Annotated in this window: 17 protein-coding genes; 4 read left to right on the plus strand and 13 right to left on the minus strand. The window is 42.1% G+C overall.

The features are described 5' to 3' along the window. Window positions 1-12: 12 nt before the first annotated feature. The 9 genes from dnaJ to gpr form a co-directional block, all read right to left on the minus strand. Window positions 13-1,134 (minus strand): molecular chaperone DnaJ, encoded by a 1,122-nt coding sequence (dnaJ, locus tag ETB99_RS01025; RefSeq protein ID WP_035019456.1) that lies wholly within the window; start codon window positions 1,132-1,134, stop codon window positions 13-15. A gap of 131 nt (window positions 1,135-1,265) precedes the next feature. Continuing rightward, window positions 1,266-3,083 (minus strand): molecular chaperone DnaK, encoded by a 1,818-nt coding sequence (gene dnaK, locus ETB99_RS01030; protein ID WP_077428818.1) that lies wholly within the window; start codon window positions 3,081-3,083, stop codon window positions 1,266-1,268. Window positions 3,084-3,096: 13 nt separating this feature from the next. After that, window positions 3,097-3,678: a nucleotide exchange factor GrpE gene (grpE, locus tag ETB99_RS01035; RefSeq protein ID WP_077428820.1), complete on the minus strand. Its 582-nt coding sequence runs from the start codon at window positions 3,676-3,678 to the stop codon at window positions 3,097-3,099. Between the two features lie 66 nt (window positions 3,679-3,744). Further along, window positions 3,745-4,779, minus strand: a complete 1,035-nt coding sequence (hrcA, locus tag ETB99_RS01040; RefSeq protein WP_006317832.1) for a heat-inducible transcriptional repressor HrcA — start codon at window positions 4,777-4,779, stop codon at window positions 3,745-3,747. Between the two features lie 77 nt (window positions 4,780-4,856). Continuing rightward, entirely contained in the window at window positions 4,857-5,999 is a 1,143-nt protein-coding gene (gene hemW / locus ETB99_RS01045) for a radical SAM family heme chaperone HemW (protein ID WP_171699703.1), read from the minus strand. 47 nt (window positions 6,000-6,046) lie between these two features. Beyond that, the gene (lepA, locus tag ETB99_RS01050; protein WP_006317830.1) at window positions 6,047-7,873 is read right to left on the minus strand and encodes a translation elongation factor 4; all 1,827 of its coding nucleotides are present in this window, start codon (window positions 7,871-7,873) and stop codon (window positions 6,047-6,049) included. A 94-nt stretch (window positions 7,874-7,967) separates the two neighbouring features. Next, window positions 7,968-8,273, minus strand: a complete 306-nt coding sequence (locus ETB99_RS01055; RefSeq protein WP_077428824.1) for a YqxA family protein — start codon at window positions 8,271-8,273, stop codon at window positions 7,968-7,970. A 9-nt stretch (window positions 8,274-8,282) separates the two neighbouring features. Continuing rightward, window positions 8,283-9,452, minus strand: coding sequence for a stage II sporulation protein P (spoIIP, locus tag ETB99_RS01060; protein ID WP_129000590.1), 1,170 nt, complete (start codon window positions 9,450-9,452; stop codon window positions 8,283-8,285). A 65-nt stretch (window positions 9,453-9,517) separates the two neighbouring features. Further along, window positions 9,518-10,621: a GPR endopeptidase gene (gpr, locus tag ETB99_RS01065; RefSeq protein WP_129000591.1), complete on the minus strand. Its 1,104-nt coding sequence runs from the start codon at window positions 10,619-10,621 to the stop codon at window positions 9,518-9,520. Between the two features lie 191 nt (window positions 10,622-10,812). Here gpr and rpsT point away from each other — a divergent pair, with 191 nt between their 5' ends. Together rpsT and ETB99_RS01075 are read left to right on the plus strand one after the other, a co-directional pair. Next, complete coding sequence (rpsT, locus tag ETB99_RS01070; RefSeq protein ID WP_004889444.1) at window positions 10,813-11,079, plus strand: 30S ribosomal protein S20; 267 nt, start codon at window positions 10,813-10,815, stop codon at window positions 11,077-11,079. A 57-nt stretch (window positions 11,080-11,136) separates the two neighbouring features. Next, window positions 11,137-11,817, plus strand: coding sequence for a Crp/Fnr family transcriptional regulator (locus tag ETB99_RS01075; RefSeq protein WP_077428830.1), 681 nt, complete (start codon window positions 11,137-11,139; stop codon window positions 11,815-11,817). Window positions 11,818-11,826: 9 nt separating this feature from the next. On the opposite strand, the gene holA is transcribed toward ETB99_RS01075, so the two are convergent. Then, complete coding sequence (gene holA / locus ETB99_RS01080; RefSeq protein ID WP_305792545.1) at window positions 11,827-12,807, minus strand: DNA polymerase III subunit delta; 981 nt, start codon at window positions 12,805-12,807, stop codon at window positions 11,827-11,829. A gap of 240 nt (window positions 12,808-13,047) precedes the next feature. On the opposite strand from holA, the gene ETB99_RS01085 reads away from it, so the two are divergent. Further along, window positions 13,048-13,182, plus strand: coding sequence for a YqzM family protein (locus tag ETB99_RS01085; RefSeq protein WP_003393868.1), 135 nt, complete (start codon window positions 13,048-13,050; stop codon window positions 13,180-13,182). Window positions 13,183-13,230: 48 nt separating this feature from the next. On the opposite strand, the gene ETB99_RS01090 is transcribed toward ETB99_RS01085, so the two are convergent. The 3 genes from ETB99_RS01090 to ETB99_RS01100 are packed head-to-tail and all read right to left on the minus strand — an operon-like array spanning window position 13,231 to window position 16,584. Next, window positions 13,231-15,465 carry a DNA internalization-related competence protein ComEC/Rec2 gene (locus tag ETB99_RS01090; RefSeq protein ID WP_171699705.1) on the minus strand — a complete coding sequence of 745 codons (2,235 nt, stop codon included), beginning with the start codon at window positions 15,463-15,465 and terminating at the stop codon, window positions 13,231-13,233. 18 nt (window positions 15,466-15,483) lie between these two features. After that, window positions 15,484-15,951 carry a ComE operon protein 2 gene (locus ETB99_RS01095; protein ID WP_006317820.1) on the minus strand — a complete coding sequence of 156 codons (468 nt, stop codon included), beginning with the start codon at window positions 15,949-15,951 and terminating at the stop codon, window positions 15,484-15,486. Between the two features lie 45 nt (window positions 15,952-15,996). After that, window positions 15,997-16,584: a helix-hairpin-helix domain-containing protein gene (locus ETB99_RS01100; protein WP_129000594.1), complete on the minus strand. Its 588-nt coding sequence runs from the start codon at window positions 16,582-16,584 to the stop codon at window positions 15,997-15,999. Window positions 16,585-16,660: 76 nt separating this feature from the next. On the opposite strand from ETB99_RS01100, the gene comER reads away from it, so the two are divergent. Further along, entirely contained in the window at window positions 16,661-17,491 is an 831-nt protein-coding gene (comER, locus tag ETB99_RS01105; protein ID WP_171699706.1) for a late competence protein ComER, read from the plus strand. The last annotated feature ends 41 nt before the right edge of the window (window positions 17,492-17,532 follow it).

Below are 17,532 nucleotides of genomic sequence, written 5' to 3' on the forward strand. Positions count from 1 at the left end.
TCCTCCTTCACGTTACTCCCCTTTAAATGCTCGCTTCACTTTTGCAAAAAAGCTGTCTTCTTGTCCATTCCCTTGACTGAGTTGTTCAAATTCACGCAACAATTGTTTTTGACGTTCCGTTAATTTCGTTGGTGTGACAACACGAACGCGAATATGTTGATCTCCTTTTCCGTACCCATGCACATTCGGTACTCCTTTTCCTTTCAAACGGAATTTTGTACCTGTTTGCGTACCAGCTGGAATTTTCAACTTCACTTTTCCATACAGCGTCGGCACTTCAATCTCTGCACCGAGCGCGGCTTGCGTAAATGTAATTGGCATTTCACAATAAATGTCATCGCCATCCCGTTCGAAAAATTCATGTGGTTCAACGTGGAAAACGATGTACAAGTCTCCTGATGGTCCACCGTTTATTCCTGGCTCACCTTGACCTGCTAAGCGCAATTGTTGACCGTCATCGACACCAGCAGGAATTTTGACGTGAATTTTTTTTCGTTTTTTCACGCGACCTGTTCCATGACATGTCGAACATTTCTCTTTAATAAAGTGTCCTGTGCCGCCGCAATGATGACAAGGGCGACGATTTACGATGCGGCCAAACGGCGTCGCTTGTTCAATCGTTAATTGCCCTGTACCGTGACAATGCGCGCACGTTTCTTTTTTCGTTCCTGGTTTCGCCCCAGAACCGTGACACGTATCGCACGTTTCTTCACGTGGAATTTCAATATTTGTTTCCTTTCCAAAAACCGCTTCTTCAAATGTTAAACGCATCGTATATTGCAAATCTGCCCCTGCACGCGGTGCGTTCGGATCACGTCGACGCCCACCGCCAAAAAAACTACTAAAAATATCTTCGAATCCACCGAATCCACCAAAATCAAAATCAGCGCCGCCAAATCCACCAAACTGTTGATTCGGATCGGTATGACCGAACTGATCGTAGTGCGCGCGCTTTTGGTCATCGCTTAACACTTCGTATGCTTCTTTAATTTCTTTAAACTTTTCAGCTGCATCGGGCGCTTTATTAATATCTGGATGATACTGCTTTGATAATTTTCGATACGCCTTTTTAATTTCTTCTTTTGTCGCGTTTTTACTCACACCGAGCACTTCATAATAGTCTCGTTTACTCATGATCACCCACTCCCGACTCGTTCACATGAACGTAATTTTATCATTGTCTCAACTTGTTGCGCAATACATTTGATGTTTCCATAGCAAAAAAGTCAAAGCCAAGGCAGGCCTGACTTTGACTTTTTGTTTGTTTACTTATCTTCTTTCACTTCTTCAAATTCCGCATCGACGACATTGTCGTCTTTTTTGCCTTCGCTTTGTTGTGCTTGCGCTTGTTTAGCTGCTTGTTCATATAGCTTAACAGAAAGCTGTTGCACAACTTCTTGTAGCGCATTTTTCTTCGTGCGAATGTCTTCAATATCTTTTCCTTCAAGCGCTGCTTTTAACGCATCTTTTGCTTCTTGCGCTTTTTTCACATCCGCTTCGTCTACTTTTCCTTCTAATTCTTTTAACGTTTTTTCTGTTGTGAAAATGAGATGGTCTGCTTCGTTGCGAAGTTCCACTTCTTCTTTTCGCTTCCGGTCTGCTTCTGCATTTTCTTCTGCTTCTTTAATCATGCGTTGAATTTCTTCTTCAGACAAACCAGAAGAAGATTTAATTGTAATCGATTGCTCTTTATTTGTACCTAAATCTTTCGCACGTACGTGCACAATACCGTTTGCGTCAATGTCAAACGTTACTTCAATTTGCGGCACACCGCGCGGAGCTGGTGGAATGTCTGTCAATTGGAAGCGACCGAGCGTTTTGTTGTCGGCAGCCATTGGGCGTTCACCTTGTAAAACGTGAATGTCTACCGCTGTTTGGTTGTCTGCTGCCGTCGTGAAAATTTGTGATTTGCTTGTTGGAATTGTCGTGTTACGTTCAATTAATTTTGTAAAGACGCCACCCATCGTTTCGATACCGAGTGAAAGTGGTGTCACGTCTAACAATACAACGTCTTTGACGTCCCCAGCGATGACCCCACCTTGAATCGCTGCACCAATTGCGACAACTTCATCTGGGTTTACGCCTTTATGCGGTTCTTTTCCAATTTCTTTTTTAATTGCTTCTTGAACAGCTGGAATGCGCGTTGAACCACCGACAAGAATAACTTTATCGATGTCCGCAGGCGTTAATCCCGCATCTTTTAACGCTTGACGAACAGGACCCATCGTACGTTCAACTAAGTGTGCGGATAATTCTTCGAATTTTGCGCGCGTTAACGTCATTTCTAAGTGAAGTGGACCGTTTTCGTTTGCGCTAATAAACGGCAATGAAATTTGCGTTTGCATCACGCCAGAAAGTTCTTTTTTCGCTTTTTCCGCTGCATCTTTTAAGCGCTGCAATGCCATTTTGTCTTTCGATAAATCAATGCCGTGTTCTTTTTTGAACTCTTCGACTAAGTAATCGATGATAACTTGGTCAAAGTCGTCACCACCAAGATGGTTGTCACCAGCAGTAGCTTTTACTTCGAATACACCGTCACCTAGCTCAAGAATGGAAACGTCAAACGTACCGCCACCAAGGTCGTATACGAGAATCGTTTGATCTTCATCCATTTTATCTAATCCGTATGCTAACGCCGCCGCTGTCGGCTCGTTAATGATGCGCTCAACTTCTAAACCGGCGATACGGCCAGCATCTTTTGTCGCTTGACGTTGTGCATCGTTAAAATATGCAGGAACAGTAATAACAGCACGTGTTACAGGCTCACCTAAATACGCTTCTGCGTATGATTTTAAGTATTGTAAAATCATCGCAGAAATTTGTTGCGGTGTATATTCTTTTCCTTCGATTTGCACTTTATAGTCTGTACCCATATGGCGTTTAATTGAAATGATTGTATTTGGGTTTGTGATCGCTTGACGTTTTGCGACTTCACCAACTAAACGCTCACCGTTTTTAAACGCAACGACAGATGGTGTCGTGCGACCTCCCTCTGGGTTTGGAATAACTTTTGGTTCACCGCCTTCTAATACAGCGACGCAAGAGTTTGTTGTACCTAAGTCAATACCGATAATTTTGCTCATCCATAATCCCTCCCTATTGATTTACTTTGACCATTGCCGGACGAATGACACGATCTTTTAGTTTGTAACCTTTTTGAAACTCTTCCACAACTGTGTTTGGTTCATAGTTTTGATCGTCGACTTGCATCACCGCTTGGTGCACATGCGGATCGAACGGTTTTCCAACCGATTCGATCGCTTCGACGCCTTCTTTTTTCAACGCTTCGATTAACGAACGATAAACCATTTCCATGCCTTGCAGTAACGATTTTGCTTTTTCATCTTCGACTTGCACTTGTAATGCGCGTTCAAAGTTATCTAAAATCGGCAACAAATCAGAAACTAAGCTTTGCGCGCGATATTTTTCAGCCGCTTCCATATCTAAACGCACACGGCGACGATAATTGTCAAAATCAGCATGTAAACGAAGGAAACGATTTTCTGTTTCTGCCAACTTCGCTTCCAATTGAGCAATTTTTTCATAAGCAAGCGTTAACTCATCTTTTTCTTCTTGTTGCGTTGCTTCATTTTCCACTTGCTCTTCTGATGCTTGCTCGCTTTGTGCATCCTCATGTTGTTCAATCGTTTCATCATATGTACGCTGTTCTTTCTCCATCTTCTCACCTCCCTTAAACACTCGAAAAGCGGATGGGGAAATTCCCCATCCATAATATTGACATTGCTAATCTTTTTGATACCACATCGTTAACGCCTTCGACAAATCCGTTGCAACGAGGTTTAGCAGCGAAATGACGCGCGAATATTCCATACGGGTTGGACCAAGCACAGCGATTGTGCCAAGTTTCTCTCCACCGACGGAATATGTCGCTGTAATTAAACTGCAGTTTTCCATCCCTTCGACATCGTTTTCGGTACCGATTTTCACCTGGATACCTTGTTGGTTATGCTTTCTTAGTAAACGATAAAACTCTTTTTCTTGTTCAATGATGTTAAATAAAGCACGAAGTTTATCGATGTCGCTAAATTCCGGCTGACGAAGCATGTTCATCTTTCCGCTTAAAAACATTTGTGCAGGCGCATTTAAATCTAAAGAAGACGAAATCATGCGCAACATGTGGTCGTAGCTTTGGATGTGTTCACGAAGAACGTGCGCAACTTCCGTTTGAATTTTATCTGTCAAATCTTCTAAAGGGACACCCGTCAACCGTTCATTTAAAATGTTTACCATCTTTTCAACATCTGATGGTGGAATAGATGGCGGGAGCGTCACAACATGTTTTTCAACATAACCTGTATCGGTCACAATAATCGCGACAGCCGTTTCCGCATTGAGCGGAATAATTTGAATCGTTTTTAACTTATGTTCTTTTACTGAGGGACCGAGCACAACCGTCGTATAGTTCGTTAAGTCTGATAAAATTTGCGCCGACTTTTGAATAAGCTTTTCTAATTCGTATATTTGTTCATGAAAAATCGACTGAATCGTTTGCACATCCTTTTGTGTTAACCGAACAGGCGGCAACAAATGGTCGACGTAATAACGATACCCTTTTTGAGACGGGACGCGACCAGAGGAAATATGCGTTTTTTCAATAAAACCGAGCTCCTCTAAATCCGCCATTTCATTGCGAATCGTCGCCGAGCTGAACGTAATTTGCTCTTTTTTCGATAACGTTCGCGAACCAACCGGTTGCCCTGAACGAATAAAATCATCGACAATAATTTTTAAAATTAACAATTGGCGATCGGATAGCAATGCTCATCACCTCTGTTAGCACTCTAATAAAGCGAGTGCTAAATCTACTATTAAGGTATCAAATTGAGCTTGTCGTGTCAAGATGAAACGCCGAGAAACGACTGAAATACTTCGTTTCCAAGCAATTTGCCACGATGCGTCAAAACAATCGCTTCTTCTGTCTCTTCAAGCAATCCGTTTCGTTTTTGTAAAGCAATCGCTTCATCAAAGACGTCATGCACCGTTTTTCCATATCGTCGAAAAAATTCATCTTTATTTACTCCTTCGCTTTTTCGTAAACCGAGAAACATATGCTCTTCCATTTGTTCCTCTTTTGACACAACATGTGTATTGATATAAGGAAATTGACCTCGTTCAATGAGTTGGATATATTTTTTAATCGGTCCGGCGTTTACGTACCTTACGCCGTTCATATAACTATGCGCTCCCGCACCAAATCCGTAGTAGTACTCGTTATTCCAATATGTCATATTATGGCGGCTATTAAATCCGTTTTGGGCATAATTGCTTAGTTCGTACTGTTTATATCCGCGTTGTTCCATTTGTTCCATAATGATTTCATACATCTGTGCTTCTTCTTCTTGACTCGGCAATCGTAACGCCTGCTTTTTCATTAAGTTATAAAAAACCGTTTTCGGCTCAATAATTAACGAGTAGGCAGAAACGTGTTGAATGGGTAATGAAAACGTTATGTGCAACGTTTCTTTCAGTTGATCGATTGTTTGTGTCGGTAATCCGTACATTAAATCGATATTTATATTATGAAAACCGAGTTCGTTCGCCCGTTCAATTGTTTCGATTGCCGTTTCCTTCGTATGTGTACGTCCAATGTGTCGTAGCAGTTCATTATCAAACGTTTGTACCCCGAAGCTAAGGCGATTGACTCCCCATTGCTTGAGCACATACAACTGTTCATCGCTTACTCCATCCGGATTCGCCTCTACGGTAAACTCAACATTCGAAGCGAGCGGAACTGCGCGATGAATGGCGCTCAATAATCGATCAAGTTGTTTAGCAGTAAGCGACGTCGGTGTACCACCACCAATAAACACCGTTTGTAATTGCGAGGTCGGAAAACGTTCAAACGTTCGCTCCATCTCGATAATCAACGCATCAAGATAAGCATCGACCGGTTGTTGATGTAAAAACACTTTATTGAAATCACAATAATGACAAATGTGCGTACAAAACGGAATATGAATATATGCTGCTTGAATCACTCGTTTCACCCTTTTCTATATAAAAAACCGCAGAATGGTTCTGCGGTTTATTTTTGATCGTCCATCTTTAGTACAGCCATAAATGCTTCTTGCGGCACTTCAACAGAGCCGACTTGCTTCATGCGCTTTTTCCCTTCTTTTTGCTTTTCAAGCAACTTACGCTTACGAGAAATGTCCCCGCCGTAACATTTCGCTAATACGTTTTTACGCAACGCCTTAATCGTTGAACGCGCAATAATTTTATTGCCGATCGCTGCCTGAACAGGAACTTCAAACTGTTGGCGTGGAATTAAGTCTTTTAATTTTTCAACAATCACTTTTCCACGGTCGTATGCTGAATCGCGATGAACGATAAACGACAAGGCGTCAACTTTTTCACCGTTTAATAAAATATCCATCTTCACTAGCTTAGACGGCTTATAACCGATCAATTCATAGTCAAACGATGCGTATCCTTTTGTGCTCGATTTTAAAATATCGAAGAAATCGTATACGATTTCAGCAAGTGGTAATTCGTACGTCAACGTAACGCGACGCTCGTCTAAATATTGCATATCACCGAAAATACCGCGTTTCTTTTGACATAGTTCCATAACAGGACCGACGTAATCGTTTGGCACCATAATTGTCGCACGTACATACGGTTCTTCCACACGTTCAATTTTTTGTGGATCTGGCATGTTGGATGGATTATCGACGGCGAGCTCTGTTCCATCTGTCAAATATACTTTATATACAACGCTTGGCGCTGTTGCAATAATGTCAATGTTAAATTCACGTTCTAAACGCTCTTGAATAATTTCCATATGCAAAAGTCCTAAGAAACCGCAACGGAAACCGAAGCCAAGCGCTTGTGACGTTTCCGGCTCAAACTGCAACGCCGCATCGTTTAATTGTAGCTTTTCTAACGCCTCACGCAAATCGTTGTAACGCGCTGTATCAATTGGATATAATCCGCAAAACACCATCGGATTTAAACGGCGATACCCCGGAAGCGGTTCGTTTGCTGGGTTGTCGGCATGCGTAATCGTATCCCCGACGCGCGTATCGCTTACGTTTTTAATCGATGCGGTTAAATATCCAACATCACCGACGGTCAACTCGTCAACGACTTTCGCTTTCGGCGTAAATACGCCCACTTCAACGACTTCAAACTCTTTTCCTGTCGCCATCATTTTAATTTTTTGACCTGCTTTTACTGTTCCTTCGACCACGCGAATGTATGCGACAACCCCTCGATATGGATCGTAAAGCGAGTCGAAAATAAGTGCTTTAAGCGGTGCATCTGGATCTCCGGATGGAGCAGGAATTTTTTGAACGATTTGTTCTAAAATTTCGTCGATCCCGATGCCGACTTTGGCTGATGCCAACACAGCTTCGGATGCGTCAAGACCGATGACATCTTCAATTTCTTGACGAACACGTTCAGGATCGGCACTTGGTAAATCAATTTTATTAATAACAGGTAAAATTTCCAAGTTGTTATCGATCGCCAAATATACGTTCGCAAGCGTTTGCGCCTCAATGCCTTGCGCTGCGTCAACGACTAAAATTGCCCCTTCACACGCCGCTAAACTGCGTGACACTTCGTACGTAAAGTCGACGTGCCCAGGCGTATCAATGAGATGTAAAATGTAGTCTTGTCCATCTTTCGCTTTGTAATGAAGCTGGACGGCATTTAATTTAATCGTAATGCCGCGCTCGCGCTCTAACTCCATCGAATCGAGCGCTTGCTCTTTCATCTCGCGCTCAGATAGTGCACCTGTCTTCTCGAGAATGCGGTCAGCAAGTGTCGATTTGCCGTGATCGATATGCGCAATAATGGAAAAGTTGCGAATACGATCTCGTCTTTTTAGTCTTTCTTCACGATTCATCTATGTTCCACTCCTATAATTTCCGAAATACGCTAGCTTTGATTATAGCAACAACGTTCGCAATATTCAACGCAAAAAAAGAAAAGGCGGAGTGCTATCCCGCCTTTTGCATCAATGAGAACATTTGTTCAACGAGCGAATGAACGAATGTCGCAAGTTTTTGTCCCGCTTTTGAAAACATGTTAAATGCCTCAATTTGTTGCAGTTTTTCTTTTTTCTCTTCGATGGATTGACCGAGCACGATCGTTTCATCTTTTGATACATGTACAACTTGCTCGAGAGAAGGATCGTTATACCCTTTCATTTTTCGCATTCCTTCGTTCGCTTGCTGCATGCCGAGCAATACCCCGACTAAAAAAATGACGGCGATGAGTAAACTTTGCATCATAAATTTCACCATCTTACCCACCTACTTTTTCTCCGCTGGTTGTGTCGCATTCACCTTCTCCGCTTGCCAATAATATTCACTAAATACATCCGCTACAGCTGCTGCTGTTCGATACAATTCTTGAAATGTATTATCCACACCGCCGAACTCAATTAAAATGGCGTTTTCTGATAAATCTTGATTGAATTTTCCGTTTGTGCCGACCCCTTTTTTCTCAAACGTGCCACGACTCAAGCCCGGATATTTTTTTTCTAGCATTTCATGCAATTTTGTTACCAACTGTAAATTTTTTTCATACTTCGCATTCTCTCCACCGATAATAAACGATACTCGCGCATAATCCACTCCGTTAATCGTCACCGTCGTATCGTTACGGCGTCGAGAATCGCGGTGAATGTCAATCAAATATTGCACGTCACGATTGTTTGCCATCGCTTCAACGACCGTTTTACGCGACATATCATACGCTTGATAATATTCCATGTTATTTTTCAACAACTTCCCTATAAAGTCGGTCGTATCAACAACCGTTCCAATGCCGCGCTTTTCTAGCTCTTCTCCTAATTTTTTTCCAACTTTTGTAACATTCACAGTCGGATGATGCGCAAAGTTTGGATTTGTGACCCCTTTTAATGCTGGTAAATACGATTCTTGTGTATGCGTATGATAAATGTAAACGACTTTCTTTCCTCCTGTCGTTTGCGACGGCGCAGGAGCAGGTGGTGCTTCCTCCTCGTGAAGTTGTTCTTGCGCAGCTTCACGCTCCGCAAGCAACACTTCTAAAGGAGGAGGAGATTCGTATGGAATGTTTGTAAAGTCCGTTCCTTCCCCAGCTAAAATAATTTCGCTATCATATAACGAAAAACCGGGAAGCTCTCGTCCGAGCAAGCTGCGTGGATCGTTCAAATTAACGCTTGTCGTCATTTGAAAAAAATACTGGGAATACGGGAATTGTTGTTTATCTTTCGGCAACGTTTGACGAAAGTACACATTTTCAAAAGAAAGCAAATGCACGAGCGATTCCGTTGAAAATTGATTCGCCACTTCATGAACAGACGAAGAAGAGAGACGATATGTCGATGTCGCTGTCATCGTGGCGACAACTGTCAACGTTCCCATAAATGTAAACAAAATAAATACAAGCCACTTTTTTATACTCGTTCCGTGAACGGTCACCATCATGTTCATCACTTCACCCTTTCAAAGCTTGTCTACTCTATCAATATGACAACGCTTTGAAAGATAGAACGAAAAAACTAATGCGTATATGCCCCAACGTTTTCTTGATCAATCCGATGATGCAAAGCAGCGTTCAGCCCGCTCGCCAATATGTTCGCCATTTCCTCGATAAATACGTCGACTTCTTTTGGTGTAACCATTAAATTATGACCGATCGGGGCAAGCACTTCATAAATTAACCGTCGCTTTTCTTCGTCATCCAATAGACCGACCATCCCTAAAAAAGCTGAACGATCTGCCTCGCTCGGTAAATCTTCTTCCGTTAACTTTTTTTTCTTTCCGAATACGAGACTTGCTGGCGCAAGCGCACGAGCTGCTCGATTGCCTTCCTTCATCTCACGACCGAGATGCTTTAGCAACAAATCAATCGTATCGCTTGCAATCGATACAGCATCAACAACCGTCGGTACACCAATCGCAATCACGGGAATACCTAGCGTTTGTTTACTTAACTCTTTTCTTTTATTCCCAACACCCGCTCCTGGATGAATGCCTGTATCAGAAATTTGAATCGTCGCGTTGACTCGTTCGATCGAACGCGCCGCTAACGCATCAATCGCAATAATAAAATCTGGTTGAGTTTTTTCGACAATCCCTGCAATCACGTCGCTCGTTTCAATTCCGGTCATCCCCATTACTCCTGGAGCGAGCGCGCTCACCGAGCGAAATCCGTCTTGAACACTTTCCGGTTGCAACTGAAATAAATGCCGCGTCACTAATAAGTTCGATACAGCTAGTGGACCGAGCGCATCGGGAGTTATTTCCGCATTCCCTAATCCGACAACAAGACAACTTGCTTCTCTTGGGATGCCAAGCTGCTGTAAAAAAGCATAAAAATGTTTAGCAAAAAGCTTTTCTACTTTTTGCTGTAAGTCGGTATCCTGTGTACGAATGCCTTGGGCTTCAATTGTTAAATACTTTCCTGCTTTTTTTCCTAACGTTTTTGCCCCTTCTTCCGTCACTTCTACAAATGAAAAATGAACACCATCTTCTTCCCAGTCACGAATCAATACCCCCTCAAGCGAAGTTTCCTGCTTGTTTTGTAGTCGTTCTTCAATCGCTATTTCATGCGCTTCAATCGCTAAATCCGTTCGTACACTATACGGTCGTAAATCGATCATACCGCTTCCTCCATGTATTTTTTATCATTTGTTTTATCCATTTTCCTCCTTTTTCATACAATCGTACTTTTCGTCTTTGCCCTATTGCATAATTAAGAGCAGTTTGGTAGAATATCACTTGTTCTTATTGTTCATCGAACTGTCGCGTATTGAACGTATATATTTGCGATCGGTTAATGGAGGTGAAAAAAATGGCAAACATTAAATCTGCAATTAAACGTGCAAAAACAAGCGAAAAGCGCCGCGCTCATAACGCATCTATGAAATCAGCAATGCGCACAGCAATCAAAAAATTTGAGGCGCTTGTTGAGTTAAAAGACGTGGAAAAAGCAAAAGAAGCTTTCGCATTTGCAACGAAAAAAATCGACAAAGCAGCTAGCAAAGGCTTAATCCACAAAAACGCTGCAAATCGCTATAAATCACGTTTAGCGAAAAAATTAAACAGCATTACAGCATAATGAAAAAACAGCTTGTCATACCCGGCAAGCTGTTTTTCCGTTTTGGGAGGGGAACATATGCATTGGGTGAAAGAACAGTTAAAAACCATTTCGTTATTTTCTCAACTATCCGATGAAGAATTAGATGCGATTGTACATATTGCAACTGTCCGCACATGCAAACCGAAAACGATCGTCTTTATGCAAGGAGATCCGCTCGATCGTGTTTTTTTCATCGTCCGTGGTACAGTAAAAATTTACAAAACAGATGTTAGCGGAAAAGAACAAATTGTATCTATTTTGCACGAAGGAGAGATGTTTCCGCACACCGGCTTTTTTCGACGTGGTACATACCCAGCGCACGCTGAAATGATGAATGAAACGACGCTTATTGTCATTCCTATTGAACAATTTGAACAAACACTCATTTGTCATCCACAACTATGCATAAAGCTGTTTCGCATCATGGGAGAAAAAATTATTGAATTACAAACACGGTTAGAAGAACTTGTTTTTCACAATACAGCTGAACAATTAGCCCGACTTTTCATCCGATTAGCGAAAACAAGCGGCGTGTATGTCAACGGCCGTTATCGTTTAAAAGCGACGCTTACAACTCGCGAATTGGCTAATATGATCGGCACCGCACGCGAAACAGTCAGTCGTGTACTCAGCCAAATGAAACAGCAAGGCGTCGTAACAACGGATGACGACGGCTACTATATCATTGATGTCGAGGCGCTACAACAAAAGCGGTAGATTGTTTCTCTACCGCTGTAACTTTAAGAAAAACAACTGCAACAACAACTGTTTGTCTGTTGCACTACTTTTTAGCGCATAATCTGTTTCCGCTAAATCATATAAAATGTGCATCAACTGCTGTTCCGAAAATCCGCCCGCATAACTTGCCGCCATTTTTACACGAAACGGATGGACACCTAACATCGAGGCTATTTGTTGTTGACCGTATCCTGTTTTCATCAATTCTTTCACTTCATAAATGAGCCGAAATTGGCTAGCTAATAGTGCAACAAGCTTAATTGGTTCTTCATTTTGACGTAATAAATCTTGGAGCGTTTGTAACGCATCTGTGATGTTCCGCTTGGCAATCTGTTCAACTAGAACGAAGACGTTTTGTTCAAGTGTACGCGATACAAGCAACCGAACATCGTCAGCTGTAATGGAACGCCCCTCAGCAAAAAGCATCAACTTCTCGATTTCGTTTGCTAATGTCGCTAAATCGGTGCCTGCTAATGTAAGCAACACGTCAATCGCGTCATCATCAATTTGACATTGCCCTTTCACCCATTGTTTTAACTCTTTTTCGTTCAACGGCTTAGCAACGATGACATGTGCTTTTTTTAATAACGCTTTCGTCACTTTTTTTCGTTCATCAAGTTTTTCATACGAACCGACAAACATGACACTTGAAAACGGAGCAGGTTTGTCAATATAGGCTTCTAGCCGTTTCACATCGTGCTCTACTTTTTCTTTTCCTTTTTCCGCTGTTAAAAAATACGGCTGCTTGACGATGACGATTTTCCTCTCTCCAAAAAACGGAAGCGTTTCCGCATCTTCAAGCGCCACTTCAATAGGCGTTTCTTCGCAATCATATGTACTAACATTCCATTCACGTTCTTCGTCTGACAATGCCCGACGAATAATTTGTTCATACGCTTGTCTCATTAAAAAATGCTCCGTGCCATATATGACATATAGTTGTTCCATGTTCTCTTCCCCATTCTTCATCCATCTTCTCTAAAGAACATACAACGTTTCGGAGCATTTTACAAGGGAGTTAGCAGATGAGAATCGCCAACTCCCATTTATTTAAACGTTGGAAAACAAGCCCTAGGAACTCGTTTATCCAACGGGTATCTTTATCTTTTCCGATCTGACGCGAACTATTTGTGACAACTGTTGTCAACGATGTAGATTTTCTTTCTTTTTTCCCTTATACTAATGGGTGAGAAAATAGGAGGGATGGTCATGAACGAATTTGAAAAAAACGTTCAATGTACGCGCAACGACGCCGTTGACTCGGCTGTTGGCTTCATCGTATCATTCGGCTTTTTCGCCACGATGTTCATTATCGCCACACTTGTAAAATTTTTCGGTGCATAATGGACACCTGAAAGAGATTGCGTATTGCAGTCTCTTTTTTCTTGTATATTATGGCAAGAACGTCTGAATGGTGCTTATTCGCTTATGAAAACGAATGACGACCGCACCATGTTCATCGGTGCGAAATATGCGCACGTGATCGTGACGTAAACGTTCGATGACTTCCCGATGCGGATGACCATATCGGTTGCCGCGCCCAACTGAAATAAGCGCCAACTTTGGACGTATATGTCGTAAAAACGATTCAGACGTCGACGTTTTACTGCCATGATGCCCTACTTTTAATATGTCGACTGGCAATGACGGGTACGTTCTCATAATTTGTTGTTCCCCTTTTTCTTCTAAGTCACCTGTAAATAGCCAATATGCTCCTCCCATCAATGCATACAACACAATCGAACCGTCGTTTGTTGTCTCTTCATTTCCAAATGGAGAGAGAATGTAAAATTGCGCTTTCCCAACCGTCCAACGATCGCCACTTTTCACTATTTGCACACGTGTCCCTTTATTTACTGCTTGCTCCATCACCGATTCGATTAAATCATTTCGTTGCATACCGACGATAAGTTTTCGTACACGAACAGCATCGAATATATCGTTGGTATCACCAATATGATCGAAATCACCGTGTGTTGCGATAAGTGCATCAAGCGTACGAACTCCTTTTGCTTTTAAAAACGGAACGATTACATCTTCCCCAACACGAAACGATTGCTTTCGTTTTTTCCAATGTTCATCAGTAAATGACATCGTTCCACCCGTATCAATCATATAAACAGCTTTTCGATAAGGCAGTTCAATATATATACTATCCCCTTGTCCAACATCTAACATGACGACTTCACCGGTCGGACGAAAAAATGGCCAAATGACATGCGCGATCATAACAAAAAGAAACGAAAAACGAAACATAACCGCGCGCTTTTTCGATTCGAAAGAAAGAAAAAAGAGAAAAACGGAGACGATATAAGCAACAAGCAGCAATAGTGGCGGACGACCGAGCGTGAGCACGAACATGTCGGATAACGAGAGAACAAGTGCGTTCGTATGTTCAAGCACAACCGTCAATACATATATGATCAGAGAACTAACAAATGGCATAAACAAGTGGCTGAGAAGGGCTACAAAGCAAAGCGGCAAAATGATAAACGAATAAAGTGGAACAAAGATGATATTTAACGGAATGGATAAAAGAGACACTTCGTAAAAATGATAAAGCAAAAGTGGTAATGTACTTATTTGTGCAATGAAAGATGTCATGAACAATTGGCGAACAATAGAGCGTTCGCTTTGAATGAACGAAGAGCAAATAATTAACGCAAAACAAACGAGAAAAGATAGTTGAAAACCGAGATGAAATACAGTATACGGATCTTTTCCTAATAAAAGGAGGCAAGCGATACTTAACGTATCAATTGTGCGGAAACGAGAAGAAAAAAGGAGAAAACAACTTGTCATAATGGCTGCGCGCATTACTGACGGAGCGGCACCGGCTAAAACAGCATACAGCGGGATACACCCAAGCAATATGACCGTCGCTCGTTCTCTTGAAATACCGAAGCGAATAAACAAATAAAAACAACCACCAACGAGCAATGTCATATGCAAGCCCGAAATCGCAAGCAGATGAATAAGCCCTAACTTTTGATAACTAGCGAGTACCGTTGGCTCTATATCGCTTCGTTCACCATAAATGAGCGCTTGCATAAACGCACTTACGTCATTTGGAAAGTGATGTTGAATGTAGCGAATGCCTTGTTGGCGAATGATTTGTAATCGTTCTATCCATGTTACATTTGTGCGTGTACAACTTTCAAGAGAATTTGGACGAACGATCCAATGAATGCGCTCGTAAAACAAATGACGTCGATAATTAAAAGCATATGGATTTGTCGGCGAAGAAGGGCGCTCAAGCGTTCCTTTTAGTAAACATGCTGTCCCTATTTGAATCTCTTCCCATTTTCGTTTTTCCTCTTCTGTTCGAAGACGATAAACGAGCTGTAATCGCTCTTTTTGCCATTGGACAGTCGTTTTCACTCGATCGCCGTCAATATAAATCGGAGCAATGAATCGGACAAAAAATGTCGTTTCATTCCCAGAAAGCGTTGTCACATGATGCACAGCTACCCATCTGCTCCACAACAAGAAAAATAAATAACAGCACACGCAAGCGAAAAATAACGCTCGCTTTCGCCAGAGTAAAAAGAAACTATACACACATGACAATGTAAAACAAACAACCGATTTTGTTAGCATAGACAAGACGGCCAAAACGGCCGCCATCGCCACATAAACGATACGTCATCTCCCCTTTGCATGTAAAAAGGTTGGGATCGAGTTTACATCAAACGGGACGTGCTTGACCGTTACGCCAGCTTGTTCGAACAACTGCAAAGCGAACGGGTGGTTTTTATAATCGTTCGCATAATAAACAGCTTTTATCCCGCTTTGAATGATCGCCTTACAACATTGTAAACACGGAAAATGAGTGACGTATATTTCCGCCCCTTCTGTTGGCACACCAAACTTTGCACATTGTAAGATAGCGTTCATTTCTGCATGAATCGTGCGCACACAATGATTGTCGATGACATAACATCCTTCATCAATACAATGCGCCCCACCTGCGATCGAACCGTTATATCCCCCAGCAATGATGCGCTTATCGCGCACAATGGTTGCCCCGACGGCTAGCCTTGTGCACGTGCTACGTAACGCTAACAAATGGCTTTGAGCCATAAAATATTGATCCCATGTAATTCGCTCCATCTACTTCTCCCCCTTGTCCATTATGCCTTTAGTTTATCGTCAATTTTAGCGAACGACAATTTGTTCTTTTATTTTTTCAAGCGATTTCGAACCGATTCCACTCACATTCAACAAATCTTCGACTTTTTGAAACGGTCCATGTTCCTCGCGATATGCAATGATGGTGGCTGCTTTCGCAGGTCCAATCCCTTGTAACGTTTGTAGCTGTTCAATCGTTGCTGTGTTAATGTTGATTTTTCCACTTGAACTGCCCGTTTGACTCGTTGTTTCCACGATGATGTCTTCGCCTTTTTTCGGCACGTAAATGACCATTTCATCATGCACTTTCATCGCCAAATTTACTTTCGTCTCATCTGCTTCTTCGGTTAGCCCTCCTGCCAGTTGAATGACATCGTGAATGCGGCTTTCCGGTGCCACTTCATATACTCCCGCTCGTTTGACGGCTCCTTTCACATCGACAACAACGGAGGCTTGTTCCTCTACTTGTTGTTCTTGCTGTTCTTCTTGTTCTACCTGCTCTAAAGGGAGCGGTTGTACGGGGGTGTCCTCTTGTTGTTGAATGATCCAAATGGCCGCTCCAATGACAATTAAGCCTACATATATCCAACGTTCATATGTTTTTATCCACTTCATGCTTTCACCCTTTCATAAAAAGCATTATTCGTGCATACATATGACGTATAGTGATGACGGATAAGGGGGGATACCGTTGAATATAGGGTTCATTGGAACTGGAAACATGGGAACAATTTTAATTGAATCGTTTATTAACGGAAGAGCCGTAAAACAAGAACAACTATTCATTACGAATCGCACGCTTGAAAAAGCGTACAATATACAAAAACGCTACCCAAACATCCATGTGATGCCGACGAATGAAGAAGTCGTAAAACATGCAACGATTGTTTTTATTTGCACGAAACCGTTGCATATGCCCGATGTTCTAAAGCAACTTCGCCCGCATTTGACCGATCATCATTGTATCGTATCGATTACGAGCCCCATTTCTGTGCAACAACTTGAATCGCTCGTGCCATGTAGCGTCGCTCGCGTCATTCCGAGCATTACAAATCGCGCACTCGCTGGAAGTACGTTAATTACGGTAAGTGAACGTTGCACAGAGGCGGATCGGACAACGATTGAACATTTATTTCGCTCCATTTCTCGTCCAATATACATAGACGAGCCTATTACGCGCATCGCTTCTGATTTAACGAGCTGTGGTCCTGCTTTTTTCAGCTACTTAATTCAAAAGTTTATCGATGCAGCCGTTCAACAAACATCCATTACGAAAGAACAAGCAACAACATTGGCAACTGAAATGATTATCGGGCTCGGTGCCTTGCTAGAACAACGCTTGTACACATTACCGACATTGCAGGAAAAAGTGCGTGTGAAAGGTGGCATTACAGGAGCGGGCATTGAAGTGTTGGAAAAAGAAGTCGGGGACTTGTTCGTTCACGTTTTTCAAAAAACGCACGAAAAGTTTTATGAAGAAACAGAAAAGGTGCGCCAACAAATCGACAATATTCGTGATTGACAAAAAAAATCCTGCTTATTTGTTGAAGAAAAATCCCAAAA

This window comes from Anoxybacillus sp. CHMUD (assembly GCF_013096965.1).
GTDB lineage: Bacteria > Bacillota > Bacilli > Bacillales > Anoxybacillaceae > Anoxybacillus > Anoxybacillus kestanbolensis_A.